Genomic DNA, 20,808 nt, shown 5'->3' on the forward strand with positions numbered 1-20,808 from the left:
AGATCGTCTAGAGCTCATCCCTCAAGAATACCACCCTTTTACGACAGCCTCTTAGCCGCCTTTCGGGCTAGCCCCGAGGAGGAGCCCCTCCCCCTCTAAAGCCGCCTCCTCCCCCGCCTCCAGGAGGAAGGTGGCGGGGGGCGTTAGGGCCGCTTCCCCTAGCCGCGCCTTCCCCTCCAGGAGGGTGAGGACCAGGCGAGCTTCGGGCCGGAGGAAAAGCCGCCCGCGCAAGGGGTAGCGGAAGAGGTCAAAGAAGGGGGTAGAAAGAAGCCTTTCCCCTCCCTCCACGGGCTCAGGGGGCGCCTGGAGGATGGGGGTGGGCTCCAGGAGGGCCACCTCCAGGGCCTTCTCCAGGTGGAGCTCCCGGGGGCGGCCGTAATCGTAAAGGCGGTAGGTGAGGTCGGAGGGGGTCTGGACCTCGTAGACCCGCACCCCAGGCCCCAGGGCGTGCACGAGGCCCGCGGGGAGGTAGACCACCTGGCCCCTTTCCACCCGCACCCGGTTCAAGACCTCGTCCAGGGTGCCCGCCCGCGCCCGTGCTTCCACCTCCTCCCGGGTCACGGGGCGGGAAAACCCGTGGACGATCTCCCCCGGGGAGAGCACGTACCAGGCCTCGTACTTGCCGGGCCTTCCCTCCACCCTAAGGGCGTAGGCGTGGGGTGGATGGACCTGGACGGAAAGCCAGTCCCTGGGGTCCAAAAGCTTCACCAAAAGGGGGTGCTCGCAAAGCCAGACCTCGCCGATCCCCGGGCCAAATCCCAAGGCGCTTCCTCCCCAGATGCGGGCCACGGGCTTGGGCGGGCAGGGCCGCATGGGGGTTAGCATAAAGGGTATGCGCGACCTGGACCGCGAGGAAACCTATCTGGTGGACCGCCAGGGGTTGGCCCTGGAGCTTAGGGACTTGGTGGGCTCCGGGCCCGTTCCCCAGGAGGCCTACCCCGCCCCCCACGCCGCCCTGGCCTACGGGGAGGCCCATTTCGCCGCCAGAGCCTTGGGCCTTCCCGACTGGACGGAAACGGGCACCCTCTTCCTCCTGGAAGGGGGCTACGACCTGGGGGAGGCGGCGGCCATGGGGGTGTTGGCGGAATCGGGGCGGGTTAGGGTGGTGCGGGTGGGCTTCCGCGCCGGGGTGGACGTGCACCTGCCCCCAAGCCCCTTGAGCCCTTACCGCTACCTGCGCTTCCTCCTTTTGGCCACGGGGGAGGAGGCGGCCCTAAAGGAGGTGGACGAGGCCCTGGTCCAAGAAAGGCGCCGCCTCACCCCCGAGATCCCCCTGGAGGAAAACCCCGCCAAGTTCCTGGCCTACACCCTCCTGGAGCGGCTTCCCCTCTTCTATAGCCCCTTCTTCCGCCCCCTGGAGGAAGCGGCGCAAAGCCTTTTCGCCCGCATCGGCAAAAGCCTCTCCCTCACCCCTCCCTTTAGCGCCCTGGAGTTCTTCCTCACCGGCCTCGAGGCCCGCCACGAGCAGGGGGACCCCTTGGCGGCGGTGCTCCTCGGGGGAGGGGAGGCGGCCGGGCTCGCCAAGGAGATCCTGGAAACCCGGGTGGACGCCATCGCCGAGGTGCCGCCCCCGGAAGGAAGCCGCCTGGCCCAGACCATGGCCCTTTGGTACCGCCTGGCCTGGACCGCCTACTACCTCGCCCTCCTCTACGGGGCCGACCCCTCGGATGGGGAGGTCCTGGAACGGCTTCGGGAGATCACCTGATGGAGGTGCCGCCTTTCCCCAGGCCGGAGAGCCCAAAGGCGGCCCTGGCCCTGCAACGGGCCCTCGCTAAACGGGTGGTCCTCTCCGGAAGCCTGGAGGGCAAGAGGCTCCTCGCCGCCTTGGACGCCTCCCACAAACGGGGCAAGCCCCTGGTGGCCGTGGCCCTCCTCTATCACCTGGAAAAAGGGCCCCTTTTCGTGGGCCAGGCCCGGGTCCCAGAAGAAGCGCTATTCCCCTACGTGCCCGGCCTCCTCTCCTTCCGTGAGGCCCCCGCTTACCTGGAGGCCCTAAAAACCCTCCCCGAGGCCCCCGAGGTCCTCCTGGTGGATGGGCAGGGGATCGCCCACCCCCGGGGCCTGGGCATCGCCAGCCACCTGGGGGTCCACCTGGACCTGCCTAGCGTGGGCGTGGCCAAAAGCCTCCTCTTTGGTCGCCCGGAGGGCCCCCTTCCCCAGGAAGCGGGAAGCGCCGTGCGCCTCCTTTCCCCCGAGGGCCGCCCCATCGGCTACGCCTACCGGAGCCGCACCGGGGTCAAGCCCCTCTACGTCTCTCCCGGCCACCGCGTGGGCCTGGAGGAAGCGCTCGCCTTCGTGAAGCGCCTGCCCACCCGCTTCCGCCTGCCCGAGCCCCTGCGCCTCGCCCACCTGGAGGCGGGCCGGGCCCTAGCCGCCTTAGACTAAGACCCCGTGGAAGCCGCAAAGCCCAACCCCGTCTACCGGGCCGCCTGGTACGTGGCCCGTTTCCTCCTGCACGCTCTCTTCGGCTACCGGGTGGAGGGCGCGGAAAACGTGCCCCAGGAAGGCCCGGTGATCCTGGCCGCCAACCACCTCTCCATCCTGGACCCCATCGCCATCGGGGCCGGGGTGCGGCGCCCCGTGAGCTTCCTGGCCCGGGCCGACGTCTTCCGGCTCCCCCTGCTCGCCTGGCTCCTCCCCCGGCTCTACGCCATCCCCGTGGAACGGGGGCAAAGCGACCTCTCCGCCATCAAAAGCGCCCTCCGCGCCCTGGAAAGGGGCATGGCCTTCGGCATCTTCCCCGAGGGCACCCGAAGCCGCACCGGCAAGCTCCAGCCCTTCAAGACCGGGGTGGCGGCCATCGCCCTACGCACGGGAAGCCCCGTGGTGCCCGTGGCGGTCATCGGCACGGACAAGGCCTGGCCCGTGGGCCGCAAGCTCTTCCGCCTGCGCCGCCCCATCCGGGTGGTCTACGGCAAGCCCATCCTCGTTCCAAGGGCGGAGCGGATTTCCCGTCAGGAGCTTGAAAACCTCACCCGGGAAATAGAGGCCAAGGTACGGGAACTTCTCCCCCCCGAGTACCGCTAGAGCCAATGCTTCCGTTATCACACATTGCTATATATAGCGGTAGAAATAGGTCAGGCTATTGCGCCCAAGCTTTGAGGCGTGATATAGTCCCTGCGGAAGGGAAAAGAGGAAGGAGGTGAAGAATGGCAGCAAAGAAAACGGTGACCAAAGCGGATCTGGTGGACCAGGTGGCCTCCGCCACGGGCCTCAAGAAGAAGGACGTGAAGGCGGCGGTGGACGCCTTTTTTGCCAAGGTGGAAGAGGCCCTCTCCGCCGGCAACAAGGTGCAGCTCACCGGCTTCGGCACCTTTGAGGTGCGCAAGCGGAAGGCCCGCACCGGCGTGAAGCCCGGCACGAAGGAGAAGATCAAGATCCCCGCAACCCAGTACCCCGCCTTCAAGCCAGGGAAGGCCCTCAAGGAGAAGGTCAAGAAGTAGGTATTCCCTTCCCCCAGGGGGCAAAGGCCCCCTGGGTTTATCCTTTAGGCCCCGCCCAAAGCCCCGCCCGGCTTGATCTTGGGCACCACCCTGGGGGCCTCCTTTTCCTCCCGTTCCTGGGGCTTCTCCTCCTCCAGGGGCAGGCCCTCCACCACCTTTTGGAACTCCTCCGCTGTCAAGGTTTCCCGTTCCAAAAGAGTTTCCGCCACCCGCTCCAAGACCTCGCGCTTCTCCGCCAAAAGCCGCTTCACCCGGGCGTACTGCTCCTCAATGAGGCGCCGCACCGCCTCGTCAATGCGCTTGGCGGTTTCCTCGGAGTACTGGCGCACGTCGTACCCCCCGAGGTAGGTGTCCTCCCGCACGGCGTAGGCCACAGGGCCGAACTCGGGGTGCATGCCCCATTCCGTAATCATGCGCCGGGCCAGCTCCGTGGCCTGACGGAAATCGTTCTCCGCCCCCGTGGTCACGTCCTCAAACACCAGCTCCTCCGCCGCCCGCCCCGCCAGGGCCACGGCGATCTGGTCCAGAAGCCGCTTCCTGGACCAGTGGAGCATGTCCTCGCGCCGGGGCATCATGAAGCCCAAAGCCCGCCCCCGGGGAACGATGGTCACCTTGTGCACCCCGTCGGCGTGCTCCAGGAAGTGGGCGGCCAAGGCGTGCCCCGCCTCGTGGTAGGCGGTGATCTGCCGGTCCCGGGGCGTGAGGACCAGGCTCTTCTTGGCCGGGCCCATCATCACCCGGTCCGCCGCCTCCTCCAGGTCCTTCATGGTGATCTTCTTCCGCCCCTCCCGGGCGGCGAGCAAGGCGGCCTCGTTTAAGAGGTTCTCCAGGTCCGCCCCCACGAAGCCGGGGGTGCGCTTGGCCAAAAGGGCCAGGTCCACGTCCTCCGCCAAGGGCTTGCCCCGGGCGTGGATGCGCAGGATCTGCTCCCTTCCCTTCACGTCCGGGGCGTCAATGGCCACCTGGCGGTCAAAGCGGCCCGGGCGCAACAGGGCGGGGTCTAGGACGTCGGGGCGGTTGGTGGCCGCCATGACGATGATGGTGGAGTCCTTCTCAAAGCCGTCCATCTCCACCAGGAGTTGGTTCAGGGTCTGCTCCCGCTCATCGTTCCCGCCCCCAACCCCGGCTCCCCGCCTCCGGCCCACGGCGTCAATCTCGTCAATGAAGACGATGCAGGGGGCGTGGCGCTTGGCGGTTTCAAAGAGGTCCCGCACCCGGGCCGCCCCCACCCCCACGAACATCTCCACGAAGTCGGACCCCGAGGCGGTGATGAAGGGCACCTTGGCCTCCCCCGCCACCGCCCGGGCGATGTGGGTCTTCCCCACCCCGGGAGGGCCCACCAGGAGCACCCCCTTGGGGATGCGGGCCCCCATCTCGTGGAAGCGGGCGGGGTTTTTCAAGAACTCCACGATCTCCTTGAGCTCTTCCTTGGCCTCCTCCGCCCCCGCCACGTCCTTGAACGTCACCTTGGGGGCCTCGGTGAGGACCTTAGCCCGGCTTTTGGTGAAGCTAAAGGCGGAGTCGGAAGGCCCGGCCCTCCCCGTGCGGGAAAAGTAGAAAAGCGCCCCGATGAGAAGGCCCACCAACAGAAGGGGCCAGAGGAAGCCCAAGGGGCTTTGCCCCTGGGGAGGCTCCACCCGCACGCTCACCCCCCGCCGGGTCCAGGACTCAAGGGTGGCGTTGTCGGGGGGGCTGGCGGCGTAAGTGGTGAAGGAGGAGCCGTCCACCAAGGTGCCCTGGATGCGGGTGTCCCCGGCCCGCACCACCACCTCCTTGACCCGGCCCGCCTGCAGGTCCTCGAGGAAGGTGGTGTAGTTCACCGCTCCCCCGCCACTTCCCACCGTACCCGCCAGGCTAAAGGCCCAGGCCAAAAGGAGAAGGCCCAGAACGAAAACCAAGAAGTTCAACGGAAGCCGGGACATGTCTTCTCCTAGGGTACACGCAAGGCCGGGCTTCAGGGTAGCCCGCGGCACCATGATATTATCTTGCTCAAGTCTCTTGACTAATCCATATGGGGCCCTTTATGCTTAGGGTTGAGAGGTGAAGTATGGCTAAGGCAGTGGGCATTGACCTGGGCACCACCAACAGCGTGATCGCCGTGATGGAAGGCGGCAAGCCCGTGGTGCTGGAAAACGCGGAGGGGGAGCGGGTCACCCCCAGCGTGGTGGCCTTCCGGGACGGGGAGATCCTGGTGGGCCGCATGGCCAAGCGCCAGGCGGTTTTGAACCCGGAAGGGACGATCTTTGAGATCAAGCGCTTCATCGGCCGCCGCTGGGAGGAGGTGCAGGAAGAGGCCAAGCGGGTCCCCTACAAGGTGGTCCCGGGGCCCGACGGCGGCGTGCGGGTGGAGGTGAAGGGCAAGCTCTACACCCCCGAGGAGATCAGCGCCATGGTCCTCCGCAAGCTGGTGGAGGACGCTTCCAAGAAACTCGGGGAAAGGATCACCAAGGCGGTGATCACCGTGCCCGCCTACTTCAACAACGCCCAGCGGGAGGCCACGGCCAACGCCGGGCGCATCGCAGGCCTGGAGGTCCTGCGCATCATCAACGAGCCCACCGCCGCCGCTTTGGCCTACGGCCTGGACAAGAAGGGGAACGAAACCGTCCTGGTCTTTGACCTGGGGGGCGGCACCTTTGACGTCACCATCCTGGAGATCGGGGAAGGCGTCTTTGAGGTGAAGGCCACCTCCGGGGACACCCACCTGGGCGGCAGCGACATGGACCACGCCATCGTCAACTGGGTGGCGGAGGAGTTCAAGCGGGAGTACGGGGTGGACCTCCGGGCGGACCGCCAAGCCCTGCAGCGCCTCATTGAGGCGGCGGAGAAGGCCAAGATTGAGCTCTCCAGCATGACGGAGACCACCATCAGCCTCCCCTTCATCGCCCTGGACCCCGCCACCAAGACCCCCCTGCACCTGGAGAAGAAGCTCACCCGGGCCAAGTTTGAGGAGCTCATTGAGCCCCTCCTGAAGCGCCTGCGGGGCCCGGTGGAGCAGGCCCTGAAGGACGCCGGCCTTTCCCCCAGCCAGATTGACGAGGTAATCCTGGTGGGTGGCGCCACCCGGGTGCCCGCGGTGCAGCGGGTGGTGAAGGAGCTTTTGGGCAAGGAGCCCAACCGCTCCGTGAACCCCGACGAGGTGGTGGCCATGGGGGCCGCCATCCAGGCCGGGGTCCTCATGGGCGAGGTGCGGGACGTGGTCCTCCTGGACGTCACCCCCCTCTCCCTGGGCGTGGAGACCAAGGGCGGGGTGATGACCGTCCTCATCCCCCGGAACACCACCATCCCCACCCGCAAGTGCGAGATCTTCACCACCGCCGAGCACAACCAAACGGCGGTGGAGATCCACGTCCTCCAGGGCGAGCGCCCCATGGCCGCCGACAACAAGAGCCTGGGCCGCTTCCGCCTCGAGGGCATCCCCCCCATGCCCGCTGGGGTGCCCCAGATTGAGGTCTGCTTTGACATAGACGCCAACGGCATCCTCCATGTGACCGCCCGGGAGAAGTCCACGGGCAAGGAGGCCTCCATCACCATCCAGAACACCACCACCCTCTCCGAGGAGGAGATCCAAAGGATGATTGAGGAGGCGAAGCGCCACGCCGAGGAGGACCGGCGCCGCAAGGAGCACGCCGAGCTCAAGAACACCCTGGACTCCGCCCGCATCCAAGCGGAAAGAGTCCTCTCGGAGAAGCAAGGCACCCCCGAGGCCAAGGCCCGCCTCGAGGCCGCCATCCAAAAGGCCAAGGAGCTGGTGGAACGGGATGCCCCAGACCCCGAGCTCAAGGCGGCCACGGAGGAGCTCTTGCGGGCGGTGGAGGCCTACGAGAAGGGGGCCACGGCAAGCGGCAAGGGGCCCGACGACGTGATTGACGCCGAGTACAAGCCGGCCGACTAAGACCAAGCCGTAAGGGGCCCCGCCCCCAGGGGCGGGGCCCGGCACCCCAGGAGGCAGGATGGAGAAGGAACGGAACGAGAACACCTTGGAGCGCGACCTCCAGGCGGTGGAGAAGGAGGCCCTGGCCCTGGAGGAGAAGCTCCAAGCCGCCGAGGAGGAGCTCAAGCGCTTCAAAGACCAGTACCTGCGCCTCCTCGCCGACTTTGACAACTACCGCAAGCGCATGGAGGAGGAGCTCAGGCTTCGGGAGCGGGAGGGGGTTTTAAAGGCGGTGCGGGCCCTGCTCCCGGTGCTGGACGACCTGGAGCGGGCCTTGGAGTTCGCCGAGGCCAGGCCGGAAAGCATCCTCCAAGGGGTCAAGGCGGTGCGGGAAGGCTTCTTCCGCATCCTGGCCGGGCTTGGGGTGGAGGAGGTGCCGGGGGAAGGCCAGGCCTTTGACCCCCGCTACCACGAGGCCATCGGCCTCCTGCCCGGGGAGCCCGGCAAGGTGGCCCGGGTCTTCCAGCGGGGCTTCCGGCTGGGAGAGGCCCTGGTGCGCCCGGCCCGGGTGGCGGTGGGCGAGGAGAAGAGCCCTGAGGAAGAGGGCGTGGAGTAGACCATGAAGGACTACTACGCCATCCTCGGCGTCCCCAAAAACGCCACGCAGGAGGAGATCAAAAGGGCCTACAAGCGCCTGGCCCGCCAGTACCACCCCGACGTCAACAAAAGCCCCGAGGCGGAGGAGAGGTTCAAGGAGATCAACGAGGCCTACGCCGTCCTCTCCGACCCGGAGAAACGCAAGCTCTACGACACCTACGGCACCGCCACGCCCCCGCCCCCCCCGCCCCCCGGCGGCTACGACTTCTCCGGCTTTGACGTGGAGGACTTCTCCGATTTCTTCCAAGAGCTCTTCGGCGGCGGGCTCTTCGGCCGCCGGGGCCGCAGGCGGGGCCGGGACGTGCGGGCCGAGCTTCCCCTCACCCTGGAGGAGGCCTTCCACGGCGGGGAAAGGGTCTTGGAGGTGGGGGGCCGCCGGGTTTCCGTGCGCATCCCCCCCGGGGTGCAGGAGGGGATCGTGATCCGGGTGCCCGGCATGGGCGGGCCTGGGGAGCCCCCGGGGGACCTCCTCCTCCAGGTGCGCCTCCTCCCCCACCCCACCTTCCGCCTTGAGGGGAACGACCTCTACGCCACCCTGGACGTCCCCGCCCCCATCGCCGTGGTGGGGGGCAAGGTGCGGGCGCAGACCCTCGAGGGCCCGGTGGAGGTCACCATCCCCCCAAGGACCCAGGCGGGCCGGAAGCTAAGGCTAAGGGGCAAGGGCTTCCCGGGGCCCTCGGGCAGGGGGGATTTGTACCTGGAGGTGCGCCTCACCATCCCCGAGCGCTTAAGCCCCGAGGAGGAAGCCCTTTGGAAGAAGCTAGCGGAGGCCTACTATGCTCGTGCGTAGCGAGTGGCTTTCCCTGGAGGCCCTGGCGGAGTACGGCCTTTCCGCAAGCGCCGTGCGTGCCTACGTGGAGATCGGCTTCGTGGAGCCCCTGGAGGTGGCGGGCACCTGGTACTTCCGGCGGGAGGACCTCCGCCGCATGGCCAAGGCGGAGCGCATCCGCAAGGACCTCGGGGCCAACCTCATCGGGGCCGCCTTGGTGGTGGAGATCCTAGAGGGGCGCTAGGCTCCCCGGGACATCCTTACCCTCCTTTTCTGCTAAACTCCAGACAAGGCGTTCCTTCCCCTCCCCTTCCCTGACGCTGGCCCATCCGGTTTTGGCTTTTACTTCTCAACTTCCTTGACAATGCATATGTCAAGTGATATGCTTAGGGTAGCAGGAGGCAAGGGGTATGAACCTGGAACGCTGGACGCAAGCCGCCCGCGAAGCCCTGGCCCAGGCGCAGGTCCTGGCCCGGGAGATGAAGCACCAGGCCATTGACCTGCCCCACCTCTGGGTGGTCCTGCTCAAGGACCCCAAGGGCCTCGCCTGGCGCCTACTGGAGAAGGCGGGGGCCGACCCCAAAGCCCTTAAGGAACTCCAGGAAAAGGAGCTCGCCCGGCTGCCCAAGGTGGAGGGGGCGGAAGGGGGGCAGTACCTCACGAGCCGCCTCTCCGGGGCCTTTAACCGGGCCGAGGCCCTGATGGAGGAGCTCAAGGACCGCTTCGTGGCCCTGGACACCCTGGTCCTGGCCTTGAGCGAGGCCACCCCCGGGCTTCCGGGCTTAGAACCCCTGAAGAAAGCCCTGCAAGAGCTAAGAGGAGGGAAAACCGTGCAGACGGAACACGCGGAAAGCACCTACAACGCCTTGGAGCAGTACGGCATTGACCTGACCCAGATGGCCGCCGAGGGGAAGCTGGACCCCGTGATCGGCCGGGACGAGGAGATCCGCCGGGTGATCCAGATCCTCCTCCGGCGCACCAAGAACAACCCCGTGCTCATCGGTGAGCCTGGGGTGGGGAAGACCGCCATCGTGGAGGGCTTGGCCCAGCGTATCGTGAAGGGCGACGTGCCGGAGGGCCTCAAGGGCAAGCGCATCATCTCCTTGCAGATGGGCTCCCTCCTGGCCGGGGCCAAGTACCGGGGCGAGTTTGAGGAGCGCCTGAAGGCGGTGATCCAGGAGGTGGTGCAGTCCCAAGGGGAGATCATCCTCTTTATTGACGAGCTCCACACCGTGGTGGGGGCGGGCAAGGCGGAAGGCGCCGTGGACGCCGGGAACATGCTTAAGCCCGCCCTGGCCCGGGGGGAGCTCAGGCTCATCGGGGCCACCACCTTGGACGAGTACCGGGAGATTGAAAAGGACCCCGCCCTGGAGCGCCGCTTCCAGCCCGTCTACGTGGACGAGCCCAGTGTGGAGGACACCATCTCCATCCTCCGGGGCATCAAGGAGAAGTACGAGGTCCACCACGGGGTGCGCATCTCCGACCCCGCCATCGTGGCGGCGGCGGTCCTCTCCCACCGCTACATCCCGGAAAGGCGCCTCCCCGACAAGGCCATTGACCTCATTGACGAGGCGGCGGCGAGGCTCCGCATGGCCTTGGAAAGCGCCCCCGAGGAGATTGACGCCCTGGAGCGGAAAAAGCTCCAGCTGGAGATAGAACGGGAGGCCCTCAAGAAGGAAAAGGACCCGGACTCCCAAGAGCGGCTTAAGGCCATTGAGGCGGAGATCGCCGAGCTTACCAAGGAGATAGAGAAGCTCCGGGCGGAGTGGGAGGCGGAGCGGGAAATCCTGAAGAAGCTCCGCGAGGCCCAGCAGCGCCTGGACGAGGTGCGGCGCCAAATTGAGCTGGCCGAGCGGCAGTACGACCTGAACCGGGCGGCGGAGTTGCGCTACGGGGAGCTGCCCCGCCTCGAGGCCGAGGTGGAGGCGCTTTCCGAGAAGCTTCGGGGAGCGAAGTTCGTACGCCTGGAGGTCACCGAGGAGGACATCGCCGAGATCGTCTCCCGCTGGACCGGGATCCCCGTTTCCCGGCTTTTGGAAGGGGAGCGGGAGAAGCTTTTGCGCCTGGAGGAGGAGCTCCACAAGCGGGTGGTGGGCCAGGACGAGGCCATTCAGGCGGTGGCCGACGCCATCCGCCGGGCCCGGGCCGGGCTCAAGGACCCCAACCGCCCCATCGGGAGCTTCCTTTTCCTGGGGCCCACCGGGGTGGGCAAGACGGAGCTGGCCAAGACCCTGGCCGCCACCCTCTTTGACACCGAGGAGGCCATGGTGCGCATTGACATGACCGAGTACATGGAAAAGCACGCCGTCTCCCGCCTCATCGGGGCCCCGCCCGGCTACGTGGGCTACGAGGAGGGTGGCCAGCTCACCGAGGCGGTGCGGCGCCGCCCCTACACCGTCATCCTCTTTGACGAGATTGAAAAGGCCCACCCCGACGTCTTCAACATCCTCCTGCAGATCCTGGACGACGGCCGCCTCACGGACAGCCACGGGCGCACCGTGGACTTCCGCAACACCGTCATCATCCTCACCTCCAACCTGGGAAGCCCCTTGATCCTGGAGGGCATCCAGAAGGGCCTGCCCTACGAACGGATCCGGGAGGAGGTCTTCGCCGTCTTGCAGAAGCACTTCCGCCCCGAGTTCCTGAACCGCCTGGACGAGATCGTGGTCTTCCGGCCCCTCTCCCGGGAGCAGATCCGCCAGATCGTGGAGATCCAGCTCGGGAACCTCCGGGCCCGGCTTGCGGAAAAGCGCATCAGCCTGGAGCTCACCGAGACGGCCAAGGACTTCCTGGCGGAAAGGGGCTACGACCCCGTCTTCGGGGCCAGGCCCTTGAAGCGGGTAATCCAGCGGGAGCTGGAAACCCCATTGGCCAAGAAGATCCTGGCCGGGGAGGTGAGGGAAGGGGACCGGGTGCTGGTGGACGCCACGCCCCAGGGCCTGGTGTTCCAAACCGCCCTCCGGGTGGAGGCCTAAAGGAGGTGGGGCATGGAGGTGCTGGAGGTGCTCCGGCGGGCCTACCAAGACGAGCTCCTGGACGCCCTGCGGGCGGAGCGGGCGGCGGAAGGGGTGCCTTACCCCCACGTCCGGGCCCTCCTCCAGGAGGTGGCTGCCCGGGAACGGGCCCACGCCGAGGCCATCGCCGAGGCCCTAAGGAAGCGGGGGGCTTCCCTGCCCCCCGCCCCCAAGGCCGGGGAGGAAGGTTGGGAAGCCATGCTCCGCCTCCTCTCCGAAGAGGGGTTTGACCGGGCCTACTACCTGGAAAGCACCTTTCCCGACCCCGAGCTGGAAGCCCTCTTCACCCGGCTCGGCCAGGAGGAAAAGCTGAACCAGGAGGCGGTGCGGAAAGCGGTGGTGCTAATTGGAGGTAACGTATGATCACCAAAGCGGAGATCCAAAGGCTGCGCGAGGCCATTGGCGAGGCGCACGGTCCCGTGCTCTCCTTGTACCTGGACGTGAACCCGGCCAAGCCGGAAAACGCCTCCCGGGCCTACGCCCTAAGGGCCAAGGACGCCATGAAAGCCCTGAAGGTGCCGGAGGCCCTGGCGGAAAAGGTCTTGGGGGTCCTGAAGAACCAGGTGCTGGAGGCCAAGACGGCGGTCTTCTTCGCCGGGGACGACGTCTTTGAGGTCCTCCTCCTCCAGGTGGAGCTTCCCCTGGTGAGCGGGGTGAAAACCCAGTTCCTGGACGAAAAGGAAAGCCGCCTGCTCACCAACGGGGCCTTGGCCCATTACGGCGCCCCCTTCCTCCTCCCCCTGGTCTACGCCCTGGACGAGTACGAGCGCTACGGCGTGGTCTACGTGGACCAGGAGCGCTGGCGGGTCTTTGACGTCTTCCTGGGGGAGATAGAAGAGGTCCATGACGCCTTCTTGGCCCTGGACACCGAGGCTTGGCGCCGCCTCAGCTTGGACGCCCCGGGCCGCCGCTTCAACCTGGCGGGCATCTCCCGGGGCGGGGCGGGACAGGACCTCTTCGCCAAGCGCCTCGAGGCCTGGGAGGAGCGCTTTTACAAGACCTTGGCCCATGAGCTGGAAAAGCTCGTGGAGGCCCGGGGCTTCACCCGCCTCGTCCTCATGGGCCCGGAGGAGCACACCAAGCTCTTCTTGGGCTACCTGCCCAAGCGCCTGAAGGAGAAGGTGGTGGCCCTCCTCCCCTCCCTCCCCCACCCCAACGCCACCCCCGGCCAGGTGCTGAAGCGGCTGGAGCCGGAGCTTTTGGCCATTGAGCGGGCCAAGGAGCTGGAGCTCCTAGAAAGCCTGGAAGAGGCCTACCCCAAGGCGGTCTTCGGCCCCGAGGTCCTGGACAGGGTGCAGGAGGGGCGGGTGGAGGTCTGGGTCCTGCCCTGGACCCTGGACCAGGGGGTTTACGCCTGCGACGGGTTTTACTTCGCCGAGGAGGCCAAGGCCCTCTCGGCCTGCGAGCGGCCCGAGGCTAAGCCCCTGGCCGTGGTGTTGCCCGAGCTCGCCGCCGGCTACGCCACCAGGCTGGAGTTCGTGCGCGGCGAGGCGGAGAAACGGCTTCTTGAGCGCGGGGGGATGGCCGCGCTCTTGAGGTGGTAAGGAGGTGATGGAAGGTGTTGCGGTTTGATCCTTTCAGGGAACTGGAGGAGCTTCAGGAAAGGCTGGCGCGGGCCTTTGCGCCCCAAGGGCAGGGGCCTAGGGTCTACGCCCCGCCCGTGGACGTGATGGAGGACGCCGAGGGGCTCCACCTCCTCGTTTACCTCCCCGGGGTGGACCCCGAGAAGGTGGAGGTGGTGGCGGAGGAAGGCGTGCTCTCCGTGAAGGCGGAGCGGCCTCTAGAGAAGCAAGAAGGGGTGGCCTACCACCGCCTGGAAGGCCCCTACGGCACCTTCGCCCGGAGCTTCAACGTGCCCAGCACCTACGACCTTTCCCGGGTGCAGGCCCGGTTTCGCCACGGGGTCTTGCACCTTCTGGTGCCCAAGGCGGAGGCCACCCGGCCCAAGAAGATCCAGGTCCAGGTGGAGTGAGGAGGTGAAGTATGCGGCGCACGGTGCGGTACATCCTCGCTACCTCTAACCCCATGGGCGACCTCGAGGCCTTGGAGAAGTTCGTCAAGGTGGCCCCGGACACGGGGGCGGACGCCATCGCCGTCATCGGTAACCTCATGCCCAAGACGGCGAAAAGCCGGGACTACGCCGCCTTCTTCCGCATCCTTTCCGAGGCCCACCTGCCCACCGCCTACATCCCTGGCCCTGAGGACGCCCCCATCTGGGAATACTTGCGGGAGGCGGCGAACGTGGAGCTCGTTCACCCCCAGATGCGCAACGTCCACGAAACCTTCACTTTCTGGCGGGGGCCCTACCTGGTGGCGGGCGTGGGCGGGGAGATCACCGACGAGGGCGAGCCCGAGGAGGAGGAGGCTCTGCGCTACCCCGCCTGGGTCGCCGAGTACCACCTGAAGGCCCTCTGGGAGCTTAAGGACTATCCCAAGATCTTCCTCTTCCACACCATGCCCCACCACAAGGGCCTGGGGGAGGCGGGCTCCCACGAGGTGGCCCACCTCATCAAGACCCACAACCCCCTTCTCGTCCTCGTGGCCGGTAAGGGCCAGAAGCACGAGATCCTCGGGGCGAGCTGGGTGGTGGTGCCCGGCGACCTCTCGGAGGGCGAGTACAGCCTCCTGGACCTGAAGGCGAGGAAGCTGGAAACCGGGAACGTTCGCTAGGGGAAGCCCCGCCCCGGGCTTCCCTGGGGCGGGGCCTTTGTAAGGCTTTTGGGTAATAATGAAAAGGCAAGCCCAGCTTGCGGGAGGTGAGCATGGACAAGGAAACCCTCATCCAAGGCCTTAACCAGGACCTGGCCCACGAGTACCAGGCCATCATCCAGTACGTGACCTACGCCGCCACGGTCTCGGGCATCCACCGGGGCGAGCTCAAGGAGTTCTTCCTGGCGGAGATCCAGGACGAGCTCCGCCACGCCCAGTTCCTGGCGGACAAGATCGCCGCCCTGGGCGGGAAGCCCACCACGCAGCCCGCCCCCGTGCCCGAGGCCGCCACGCCCCGGGCCATGCTGGAAGCGGTGCTCCAGGCGGAGAAGGAGACCATCGCCCGCTACGTGGAAAGGATGAAGCAGGCCGAGGCCTTCGGGGACTACGGCCTCGCCAACGACCTCCAGGAGATCATCTCCGAGGAAACGCGGCACAAGGAAGAAACGGAGAAACTTTTGAAGGGAACCTGGCAGGAATAAGGAGGCAGGCCATGCGCTTCCCGGAGCTTGCCCGTCGTTTCCTGGAACTGGAGCCCAAGCTGGCCGAGGGCCCGGAGAAGGAAGCCCTTTCCCTCCTCCACGCCATGCTCCAGGAGCTCTGGCGGGAAGTGGGGGCAAGGCCCGGTGAGCGGGAGGGCCTCGAGGGGCTCCGCAACCTCTACAAGAGGGCCCCCAAGATGGAGGCCCCCCGCGTGGCCCCGGGCCTCAGCGTGGGGGAAAGGGCCCCGGACTTTGCCCTGCCGGATGCCCAGGGCAACCCCGTGCGCCTCTCCGATTTCCGGGGCCGGCCCGTGGTCCTGGTCTTCTACCCCCTGGACTGGAGCCCGGGGTGCAGCCAACAGCTGGACCTCTACCAGGCCGAGCTTCCGGAGTTTGAGCGCCGAGACGCCGTCCTCCTGGGGATCTCCGTGGACTCCATCTACTGCCACGGGGCCTTCGCCTTCGCCCGAGGGCTCACCTTTCCCCTCCTCGCCGATTTCCACCCCAAGGGAGAGGTGGCCCGGCGCTACCGGGTGTGGCGGGAGGAGGACGGCTTTAGCGAGCGGGCCCTCTTCGTGGTGGACCCCGAGGGGATTATCCGCTACGCCCATGTTTCCCCCTATCTCCACCACATCCCCCCCATTGAAGAGCTCTTCCAAGCCCTGGACGCCCTAAGAAGGGGGTAGACCATGGAGCCCGTGGTCCTCTACGGCACTTCCTGGTGTGCCCAGACCCAGCTTTTGAGGCGCCTGCTGGATCGGCTGGGCGTGCCCTACCGGTACGTGGACCTGGAGACCCACCCCGAGGTCCACCCCACTCTCCGCTTCCTCACCGGGGGAAGGCTTTCCCACCCCGTGGTCTACGTGGGCGGGGAAGTTCTGGTGGAGCCCACGCCCGCCGAGCTGGAACGGGCCCTTTGGCGGAGGGGATACCTGTGGTGGTGACCTGCCCCAAGTGCGGGGCCAAGAACCGCCTGGGCACCCCTCCGCCCGGGCAGGTGCCGGTGTGCGGGGCCTGCAAAGCCCCCCTGCCCTGGGTGGTGGAGGCGGACGAAAGGGGGTTCGCCCAAGAGGTGGCGGGGGCGCCTCTGGTGCTGGTGGACTTCTGGGCCCCCTGGTGCGGTCCCTGCCGCATGGTGGCCCCGGTCCTCGAGGCCCTGGCCCAGGAGTACGCGGGCAGGCTCAAGGTGGTGAAGGTGAACACCGACCAAAACCCCTCTCTGGCGGCCCAATACGGGGTGAGGAGCATCCCCACCCTGGTCCTTTTCCAGCGGGGAAACCCCGTGGCCACCTGGGTGGGGGCGAGCCCCAAGCGGGTGCTGGAGGAGCGGCTCAGGCCCTACCTGGGTTGAGGAGGTGAAGCATGTTGGAGAAACTTTGGCCCTTTGGACGCAACCGGGTGCGCAAGGCCTTTGAAGAGGCGCTGGAAAAGGCCTTCAAGGATGTGGAGGTTTTGGAACCCCTCTCGGAGCTCTCTGAGCACGAGGACCACTACCTCCTGCGGGTGGAGGTCCCGGGGCTTGGCCCGGAGAACCTGGAGGTGCGCCTGGAGGGGGACCAGCTGGTGATTGAGGGGGAAAAGCGGGAGGAGAAGCGCACCAAGCACCTCTCCGAGATCGTCTACGGGAGGGTCTACCGGGCCTACCTCCTGCCCAAGGACGCCAAGAAGGAGGGGATCACCGCCCGCCTGGCCAAGGGGGTGCTGGAGGTGAAGATCCCCCGGGAGAAGCACCCCCCCGAGCCCCCGGTGCGCATCCCTGTGGAGGAGGCCTGAGCCTAGCCGCGCCTGGCGGGGGCTTAGGCCTCGGTAAATTGACAAAGAAGCGCTCAATAATGTAGAGTGTTCTATAGGGAGGTATGCCCATGCTGATGAAGGTGGCCGAGTTTGAAAAGCTCTTCCGCCAGGCCGCGGGCCTGGACGTGGACAAGAACGACCTCAAGCGGCTTTCCGACTTCCTCCGGAACAAGCTTTACGACCTTCTGGTGGCGGCGGAGCGGAACGCCAAGTACAACGGCCGGGACATCATCTTTGAGCCCGACCTGCCCATCACCAAGGGTCTCCAGGAAACCCTGAAGGCCTTCCGCCAGATGGACACCACCTTGGAACTTAAGCCCGTGCTGGACGCCTTGGCCGCTTTGCCGCCCCTGGACCTGGAGGTCTCGGAGGACGTGCGCCAGCTCCTCCCTGAGCTGGCCGGGGCCTTGGTGGTGGCCTACGCCCGCACCCTGAAGGAGCTGGACCCCGCTCTCAAGAACCCGCAAACCCCCCACCACGAGCGGGCGGAGCGGGTCTTTAACCTCCTCCTCTAGTCATGCAGGAGGCCCTCCTCGCCCTTTACCGGGGGGCCACCCGCCTGGTCTTCAACCTGGTGGTGGTGGCCCTCCTGGTGGGGCTTTTCGTGGGGGTGGGGCGCACCTTTTTGGAGCTCGGCCTCACCCTCAGCGAGCCCACGGTGCGCCTGGGCCTTAAAGAGCTCGTCACCAACGCATTGAGCTTGATCATCGTTCTGGAGCTCGTCCGGGTCTTCGTGGAATACTTTGAGTTTGAGCGGGTGCGCCTCGAGGTCCTCCTGGAAATCGGCGTGGCCCTGGCCCTGCGGGAGCTTCTCCTCCTCCTCTTCGCCGAGAAGCTCTCGGGCCTGGACCTCTTCCTTTGGACCCTGGGGATCCTGAGCCTGGTGGCGGGGCGCACCCTGGCGGTGCAGTTTTCCCCGAGGAGGACGCGATGAAGGTGGAAGAGGTGGTGCTCCCTGGCGTGGGGCGCAAGTTCACCATCACCGTGCAAAGCGGGGACCGGCTCGTGATCGTGGTCCACCACTCGGGCAAGCGGGAACTTCAGTACTTTGAGGCGGGGGAGGAGGACGAGCCCTCCGCCACCTTGGACCTCACCGACGAGGAGGCCCGGGAACTGGGTGCCATCCTGGCCGGGGTCCTCTTCCACCCCGAGGCGGTGGGGGACACGCAGAGCAAGCTGGGAGCCAAGGTGATTGAGTGGATCAAGGTCCTCCCCGGCTCCAAGCTGGCGGGCCGGAAGGTGGGGGAGATCCCCTTGCCCCCCGGGGCCCACCTCCTGGCGGTGGACCGGCCCGGAGCCCCCCTAATCCCCAACCCGGGCCCCGAGGTCGTCTTGGAGGTGGGGGACACCCTGGTGGTGGCGGGAAGCCGGGAGGCGGTGGAAGCCTTGAAGAGGAGCCTCTGATGCACCCCTCGGTGGAAGCCTTCGCCCTGGCCGCCGGGCTTTTGGCCCTGGGGGCCGCCCTGGTCCACCGCTTCGGCTTCCCTCCCCTTCCCGTCTACCTCCTCACCGGGCTTTTGGCGGGGGAAAGGCTTCCCGTGGAGGAGCTGGAGCCCCTGCCCTCCTTGGGGCTTTTGCTCCTTCTCTTTTCCGTGGGGCTGGAGTTCGGTCCCGACCGGCTTAGGGAGCTTTCCGGCAAGGCCACCCGGGCCGGGCTTTACGACGCCTTGGCCCTGCCCTTGGGGTTTCTCCTTGGGCTTCTCGCCGGGCTTGACCTAAAGGGCGCCGCCCTCTTGGCGGGGGTGCTTTACGTGAGCTCCAGCGCCGTCATCGTCAAGCTCATCATTGACCTGCGCCGGGCGGCTAACCCGGAAAGCGAGGTGGTCTTGGGCGTCTTGGTCTTGGAGGACCTGGTGGTGGCCCTCCTCCTCGCCCTTCTGGGCGGGCACGGGGCGGGGGGCTTCCTGGGCGGGGTGGTCATGGCCGCCTTCTACCTCCTCTTCGCCCGCTACCTGGGCCCAAGGCTCGTGCGCTTCATGGAAGGTCTTTCCGACGAGCTCGTTCTTCTCCTGGGCGCCGCCTTCACTACAGGCACCGCCCTCCTCTTCCACGCCGTGGGGGCTTCCGAGGGCGTGGGGGCCTTCCTGTCCGGGGTTATCGCCGCGGGGCTTGGCCTTCGGGAGCGGCTAGAGCACCTCTTCGGCCCGGTGCGGGACCTGGGGGTGGCCCTCTTTTTCCTGGTGGTGGGAGCCCAGGCCCTCAAGCTCCTAAAGGGCCTCACCCCCTTGGCGGTGGGGCTCGTGGCCTCAGGGCTTTTCCTCAAGCTACCCCTCAACCACCTGGGCGGGGCGCGGGCGGGGCTTGGGAAGAAGAGGCGGCTTTATAGCGCCCTCTACCTGGTGCCCCGGGGCGAGTTCAACCTGGTCCTGGGAAACCTGGCCCTAGCCCAAGGCTACCCCTTGGTGGCCCAGGTGGCGGTGCTTTTGGTGCTCCTTTCCATCCCCTTGGGGGCCCTCCTCATCCGCTACGCCCCCGAGATCGGGGAGCGCCTTTACCCCAAAGCGCCCAAGTCCAAGCGGGTGGCGCCCTCGAGGCCGGGATAAGACCTGCGCCGCAAAGGGGCATCCTGGTAAACTCCTCCTTGGAGGTCAGCCATGGATATCTTTTTCCAACTTTTCTGGCTCTTCTTCATCCTCTCCGCCCTCTCCCCTTACTTCCAACAGCAGATGCTCTTAGGAGCCAGGGCCCGCAAGATCGCCGAGCTGGAAAGGAAACGGGGAAGCCGGGTCATCACCCTCATCCACCGCCAGGAGGCGGTGAGCTTCCTCGGCATCCCCATCAGCCGCTTCATCAACATTGACGATTCTGAGCAGGTCCTAAGGGCCATCCGCCTCACGGACAAAAACGTGCCCATTGACCTCATCCTCCACACTCCAGGCGGCCTGGTCCTGGCGGCGGAGCAGATCGCCGAGGCCCTTCTGCGCCACCCGGCCAGGGTGACCGTCTTCGTCCCCCACTACGCCATGTCCGGGGGCACCCTCATCGCCCTGGCCGCGGACGAGATCGTCATGGACGAAAACGCCGTCTTGGGCCCGGTGGACCCCCAGCTCGGCCAGTACCCGGCGGCGAGCATCCTGAAGGTCCTGGAGAAGAAGCCCCTTTCCGAGATAGACGACCAGACCCTGATCCTGGCGGACGTGGCGGAAAAGGCCCTCAAACAGGTGAAGGCCACGGTGAAAAACCTCCTCCTCAAGCGCATGCCCGAGGAGAAGGCGGAGGAGGTGGCCACGATCCTCTCCCAGGGAACCTGGACCCACGACTACCCCATTGACGTGGCCCAGGCCCGGGCCCTGGGGCTCAACGTGTCCACGGAAATGCCCCTGGAGGTCTACGAGCTCATGGACCTCTACCCCCAACCCCAAGGCGGCAAGCCCAGCGTGCAGTACGTACCCCTTCCCTACCGCCAGGAGCCCAAAGCCGGGAGGCCTTAGGCTTGTTCCCCCTCTACGACCTAAACCAACCGCGCCGGCCCGCCCTCATGGTCAAGGGCTTGGTCCTCGCCAACGCCCTGGTCTTCTTATGGCAACTTTCCGTGGGTCTGGAGCAAAGCGCCTACGCCCTGGGCTTTATCCCCAGCCTCTTCTTCGCCGATCCCGTGGGGGAAAGCTACCGCCTTTTCACCAGCATGTTCCTCCACGGGAGCCTTTTTCATATCCTGTCCAACATGTGGTTTCTCTGGGTTTTCGGGGACAACGTGGAAGACCGCATGGGGCACGGGCGTTTTCTCCTGTTTTACCTGCTGGGCGGGGTAGCCGCCGCCTTGGCCCAAGGGGTCCTCACCCCCTTTTCCCCCGTGCCCATGATCGGGGCGAGCGGGGCGGTTTCCGCCGTGCTTGGGGCCTACTACGTCCTCTTCCCCCGGGCGTACGTGGTGTCCGTGGTCTTCTTCCTCTTTCCCTTCTTCGTCACCTTCCCCGCCGGGTTTTACCTGGGGTACTGGGCCTTCCTCCAGCTCCTCCAGGGGCTTTTGGGCCTCCCGGGCGTGGCGTGGTGGGCCCACCTGGGAGGCTTCGTCTACGGCGTCCTCCTGGCGCCCCGCTTGGCCCGGAGGTGGCGGCGCTGGTAAACT

At 66.8% G+C, this 20,808-nt stretch carries 26 protein-coding genes; 24 read left to right on the forward strand and 2 right to left on the reverse strand.

The window, feature by feature from the left end:
- Positions 1 to 51: 51 nt before the first annotated feature.
- Positions 52 to 813 (reverse strand): class I mannose-6-phosphate isomerase, encoded by a 762-nt coding sequence (locus tag L0D17_RS09925; RefSeq protein ID WP_243094965.1) that lies wholly within the window; start codon positions 811 to 813, stop codon positions 52 to 54.
- 19 nt (positions 814 to 832) lie between these two features.
- Here L0D17_RS09925 and L0D17_RS09930 point away from each other — a divergent pair, with 19 nt between their 5' ends.
- The 4 genes from L0D17_RS09930 (at position 833) to L0D17_RS09945 (ending at position 3,443) form a co-directional block, all read left to right on the forward strand.
- Positions 833 to 1,705 carry an SIS domain-containing protein gene (locus tag L0D17_RS09930; RefSeq protein WP_243094966.1) on the forward strand — a complete coding sequence of 291 codons (873 nt, stop codon included), beginning with the start codon at positions 833 to 835 and terminating at the stop codon, positions 1,703 to 1,705.
- Positions 1,705 to 2,385, forward strand: a complete 681-nt coding sequence (locus tag L0D17_RS09935; RefSeq protein ID WP_243094967.1) for an endonuclease V — start codon at positions 1,705 to 1,707, stop codon at positions 2,383 to 2,385. Before L0D17_RS09930 ends, L0D17_RS09935 begins: the two co-directional genes overlap by 1 nt.
- Positions 2,386 to 2,391: 6 nt before the next feature.
- Entirely contained in the window at positions 2,392 to 3,027 is a 636-nt protein-coding gene (locus tag L0D17_RS09940) for a lysophospholipid acyltransferase family protein (protein WP_126164739.1), read from the forward strand.
- A gap of 122 nt (positions 3,028 to 3,149) precedes the next feature.
- Complete coding sequence (locus tag L0D17_RS09945; RefSeq protein ID WP_243094968.1) at positions 3,150 to 3,443, forward strand: HU family DNA-binding protein; 294 nt, start codon at positions 3,150 to 3,152, stop codon at positions 3,441 to 3,443.
- Positions 3,444 to 3,487: 44 nt separating this feature from the next.
- Here the strand turns inward: L0D17_RS09945 and ftsH are convergent, their stop codons facing one another.
- Positions 3,488 to 5,365, reverse strand: a complete 1,878-nt coding sequence (ftsH, locus tag L0D17_RS09950; protein WP_243094969.1) for an ATP-dependent zinc metalloprotease FtsH — start codon at positions 5,363 to 5,365, stop codon at positions 3,488 to 3,490.
- A gap of 125 nt (positions 5,366 to 5,490) precedes the next feature.
- Between ftsH and dnaK the strand changes: the two genes are divergently transcribed.
- From dnaK to L0D17_RS10050, 20 genes are all read left to right on the forward strand, one after another.
- On the forward strand, positions 5,491 to 7,335 hold the full coding sequence (dnaK, locus tag L0D17_RS09955) for a molecular chaperone DnaK (protein ID WP_243094970.1): 1,845 nt from the start codon (positions 5,491 to 5,493) through the stop codon (positions 7,333 to 7,335).
- A gap of 58 nt (positions 7,336 to 7,393) precedes the next feature.
- Positions 7,394 to 7,930, forward strand: a complete 537-nt coding sequence (gprE, locus tag L0D17_RS09960) for a nucleotide exchange factor GrpE (protein WP_039456540.1) — start codon at positions 7,394 to 7,396, stop codon at positions 7,928 to 7,930.
- A gap of 3 nt (positions 7,931 to 7,933) precedes the next feature.
- The gene (locus tag L0D17_RS09965) at positions 7,934 to 8,761 is read left to right on the forward strand and encodes a DnaJ C-terminal domain-containing protein (RefSeq protein ID WP_243094971.1); all 828 of its coding nucleotides are present in this window, start codon (positions 7,934 to 7,936) and stop codon (positions 8,759 to 8,761) included.
- Complete coding sequence (locus tag L0D17_RS09970; RefSeq protein WP_039456537.1) at positions 8,748 to 8,984, forward strand: chaperone modulator CbpM; 237 nt, start codon at positions 8,748 to 8,750, stop codon at positions 8,982 to 8,984. Before L0D17_RS09965 ends, L0D17_RS09970 begins: the two co-directional genes overlap by 14 nt.
- Before the next feature lie 166 nt (positions 8,985 to 9,150).
- Entirely contained in the window at positions 9,151 to 11,715 is a 2,565-nt protein-coding gene (gene clpB, locus L0D17_RS09975) for an ATP-dependent chaperone ClpB (protein WP_243094972.1), read from the forward strand.
- A gap of 12 nt (positions 11,716 to 11,727) precedes the next feature.
- The gene (locus L0D17_RS09980; protein WP_243094973.1) at positions 11,728 to 12,117 is read left to right on the forward strand and encodes a ferritin family protein; all 390 of its coding nucleotides are present in this window, start codon (positions 11,728 to 11,730) and stop codon (positions 12,115 to 12,117) included.
- A complete protein-coding gene (locus L0D17_RS09985; protein WP_243094974.1) occupies positions 12,114 to 13,298 on the forward strand; it encodes a VLRF1 family aeRF1-type release factor in 1,185 nt (394 codons plus the stop codon). The genes L0D17_RS09980 and L0D17_RS09985 overlap by 4 nt, the downstream gene beginning before the upstream one ends.
- A 14-nt stretch (positions 13,299 to 13,312) precedes the next feature.
- Entirely contained in the window at positions 13,313 to 13,726 is a 414-nt protein-coding gene (locus L0D17_RS09990; protein WP_126165626.1) for an Hsp20/alpha crystallin family protein, read from the forward strand.
- 11 nt (positions 13,727 to 13,737) lie between these two features.
- On the forward strand, positions 13,738 to 14,424 hold the full coding sequence (locus tag L0D17_RS09995; protein ID WP_243094975.1) for a metallophosphoesterase family protein: 687 nt from the start codon (positions 13,738 to 13,740) through the stop codon (positions 14,422 to 14,424).
- Between the two features lie 92 nt (positions 14,425 to 14,516).
- Positions 14,517 to 14,945 carry a ferritin-like domain-containing protein gene (locus tag L0D17_RS10000; protein WP_014629214.1) on the forward strand — a complete coding sequence of 143 codons (429 nt, stop codon included), beginning with the start codon at positions 14,517 to 14,519 and terminating at the stop codon, positions 14,943 to 14,945.
- 11 nt (positions 14,946 to 14,956) lie between these two features.
- Positions 14,957 to 15,631 carry a peroxiredoxin gene (locus L0D17_RS10005; protein WP_124104164.1) on the forward strand — a complete coding sequence of 225 codons (675 nt, stop codon included), beginning with the start codon at positions 14,957 to 14,959 and terminating at the stop codon, positions 15,629 to 15,631.
- A gap of 3 nt (positions 15,632 to 15,634) precedes the next feature.
- Positions 15,635 to 15,889, forward strand: a complete 255-nt coding sequence (locus L0D17_RS10010; RefSeq protein WP_008633052.1) for a glutaredoxin family protein — start codon at positions 15,635 to 15,637, stop codon at positions 15,887 to 15,889.
- On the forward strand, positions 15,880 to 16,296 hold the full coding sequence (gene trxA, locus L0D17_RS10015; RefSeq protein WP_008633050.1) for a thioredoxin: 417 nt from the start codon (positions 15,880 to 15,882) through the stop codon (positions 16,294 to 16,296). Before L0D17_RS10010 ends, trxA begins: the two co-directional genes overlap by 10 nt.
- Before the next feature lie 11 nt (positions 16,297 to 16,307).
- On the forward strand, positions 16,308 to 16,718 hold the full coding sequence (locus L0D17_RS10020) for an Hsp20/alpha crystallin family protein (protein ID WP_060384229.1): 411 nt from the start codon (positions 16,308 to 16,310) through the stop codon (positions 16,716 to 16,718).
- 89 nt (positions 16,719 to 16,807) lie between these two features.
- Entirely contained in the window at positions 16,808 to 17,254 is a 447-nt protein-coding gene (locus tag L0D17_RS10025) for a DUF1931 family protein (RefSeq protein WP_243094976.1), read from the forward strand.
- A gap of 2 nt (positions 17,255 to 17,256) precedes the next feature.
- Positions 17,257 to 17,673: a phosphate-starvation-inducible PsiE family protein gene (locus L0D17_RS10030; RefSeq protein WP_039456505.1), complete on the forward strand. Its 417-nt coding sequence runs from the start codon at positions 17,257 to 17,259 to the stop codon at positions 17,671 to 17,673.
- Positions 17,670 to 18,143 (forward strand): cation:proton antiporter regulatory subunit, encoded by a 474-nt coding sequence (locus L0D17_RS10035; protein ID WP_039456502.1) that lies wholly within the window; start codon positions 17,670 to 17,672, stop codon positions 18,141 to 18,143. The genes L0D17_RS10030 and L0D17_RS10035 overlap by 4 nt, the downstream gene beginning before the upstream one ends.
- Positions 18,143 to 19,282 carry a cation:proton antiporter gene (locus tag L0D17_RS10040; RefSeq protein ID WP_243094977.1) on the forward strand — a complete coding sequence of 380 codons (1,140 nt, stop codon included), beginning with the start codon at positions 18,143 to 18,145 and terminating at the stop codon, positions 19,280 to 19,282. The genes L0D17_RS10035 and L0D17_RS10040 overlap by 1 nt, the downstream gene beginning before the upstream one ends.
- Positions 19,283 to 19,333: 51 nt before the next feature.
- Positions 19,334 to 20,170, forward strand: a complete 837-nt coding sequence (locus L0D17_RS10045; protein WP_039456498.1) for an SDH family Clp fold serine proteinase — start codon at positions 19,334 to 19,336, stop codon at positions 20,168 to 20,170.
- A gap of 2 nt (positions 20,171 to 20,172) precedes the next feature.
- Entirely contained in the window at positions 20,173 to 20,805 is a 633-nt protein-coding gene (locus L0D17_RS10050; protein WP_243094978.1) for a rhomboid family intramembrane serine protease, read from the forward strand.
- Positions 20,806 to 20,808: the final 3 nt, after the last annotated feature.

The sequence above is a fragment of the Thermus thalpophilus genome (genome assembly GCF_022760915.1).
Lineage (GTDB): Bacteria > Deinococcota > Deinococci > Deinococcales > Thermaceae > Thermus > Thermus thalpophilus.

Bases quoted from the DNA above. Each gene is read 5' to 3' on its own strand.
- L0D17_RS09925 (WP_243094965.1), bottom strand. From the start codon at position 813: ATGCGGCCCTGCCCGCCCAAGCCCGTGGCCCGCATCTGGGGAGGAAGC.
- L0D17_RS09930 (WP_243094966.1), top strand. From the start codon at position 833: ATGCGCGACCTGGACCGCGAGGAAACCTATCTGGTGGACCGCCAGGGG.
- L0D17_RS09935 (WP_243094967.1), top strand. From the start codon at position 1,705: ATGGAGGTGCCGCCTTTCCCCAGGCCGGAGAGCCCAAAGGCGGCCCTG.
- L0D17_RS09945 (WP_243094968.1), top strand. From the start codon at position 3,150: ATGGCAGCAAAGAAAACGGTGACCAAAGCGGATCTGGTGGACCAGGTG.
- ftsH (WP_243094969.1), bottom strand. From the start codon at position 5,365: ATGTCCCGGCTTCCGTTGAACTTCTTGGTTTTCGTTCTGGGCCTTCTC.
- dnaK (WP_243094970.1), top strand. From the start codon at position 5,491: ATGGCTAAGGCAGTGGGCATTGACCTGGGCACCACCAACAGCGTGATC.
- gprE (WP_039456540.1), top strand. From the start codon at position 7,394: ATGGAGAAGGAACGGAACGAGAACACCTTGGAGCGCGACCTCCAGGCG.
- L0D17_RS09965 (WP_243094971.1), top strand. From the start codon at position 7,934: ATGAAGGACTACTACGCCATCCTCGGCGTCCCCAAAAACGCCACGCAG.
- L0D17_RS09970 (WP_039456537.1), top strand. From the start codon at position 8,748: ATGCTCGTGCGTAGCGAGTGGCTTTCCCTGGAGGCCCTGGCGGAGTAC.
- clpB (WP_243094972.1), top strand. From the start codon at position 9,151: ATGAACCTGGAACGCTGGACGCAAGCCGCCCGCGAAGCCCTGGCCCAG.
- L0D17_RS09980 (WP_243094973.1), top strand. From the start codon at position 11,728: ATGGAGGTGCTGGAGGTGCTCCGGCGGGCCTACCAAGACGAGCTCCTG.
- L0D17_RS09985 (WP_243094974.1), top strand. From the start codon at position 12,114: ATGATCACCAAAGCGGAGATCCAAAGGCTGCGCGAGGCCATTGGCGAG.
- L0D17_RS09995 (WP_243094975.1), top strand. From the start codon at position 13,738: ATGCGGCGCACGGTGCGGTACATCCTCGCTACCTCTAACCCCATGGGC.
- L0D17_RS10000 (WP_014629214.1), top strand. From the start codon at position 14,517: ATGGACAAGGAAACCCTCATCCAAGGCCTTAACCAGGACCTGGCCCAC.
- L0D17_RS10005 (WP_124104164.1), top strand. From the start codon at position 14,957: ATGCGCTTCCCGGAGCTTGCCCGTCGTTTCCTGGAACTGGAGCCCAAG.
- L0D17_RS10010 (WP_008633052.1), top strand. From the start codon at position 15,635: ATGGAGCCCGTGGTCCTCTACGGCACTTCCTGGTGTGCCCAGACCCAG.
- L0D17_RS10020 (WP_060384229.1), top strand. From the start codon at position 16,308: ATGTTGGAGAAACTTTGGCCCTTTGGACGCAACCGGGTGCGCAAGGCC.
- L0D17_RS10025 (WP_243094976.1), top strand. From the start codon at position 16,808: ATGCTGATGAAGGTGGCCGAGTTTGAAAAGCTCTTCCGCCAGGCCGCG.
- L0D17_RS10030 (WP_039456505.1), top strand. From the start codon at position 17,257: ATGCAGGAGGCCCTCCTCGCCCTTTACCGGGGGGCCACCCGCCTGGTC.
- L0D17_RS10035 (WP_039456502.1), top strand. From the start codon at position 17,670: ATGAAGGTGGAAGAGGTGGTGCTCCCTGGCGTGGGGCGCAAGTTCACC.
- L0D17_RS10040 (WP_243094977.1), top strand. From the start codon at position 18,143: ATGCACCCCTCGGTGGAAGCCTTCGCCCTGGCCGCCGGGCTTTTGGCC.
- L0D17_RS10045 (WP_039456498.1), top strand. From the start codon at position 19,334: ATGGATATCTTTTTCCAACTTTTCTGGCTCTTCTTCATCCTCTCCGCC.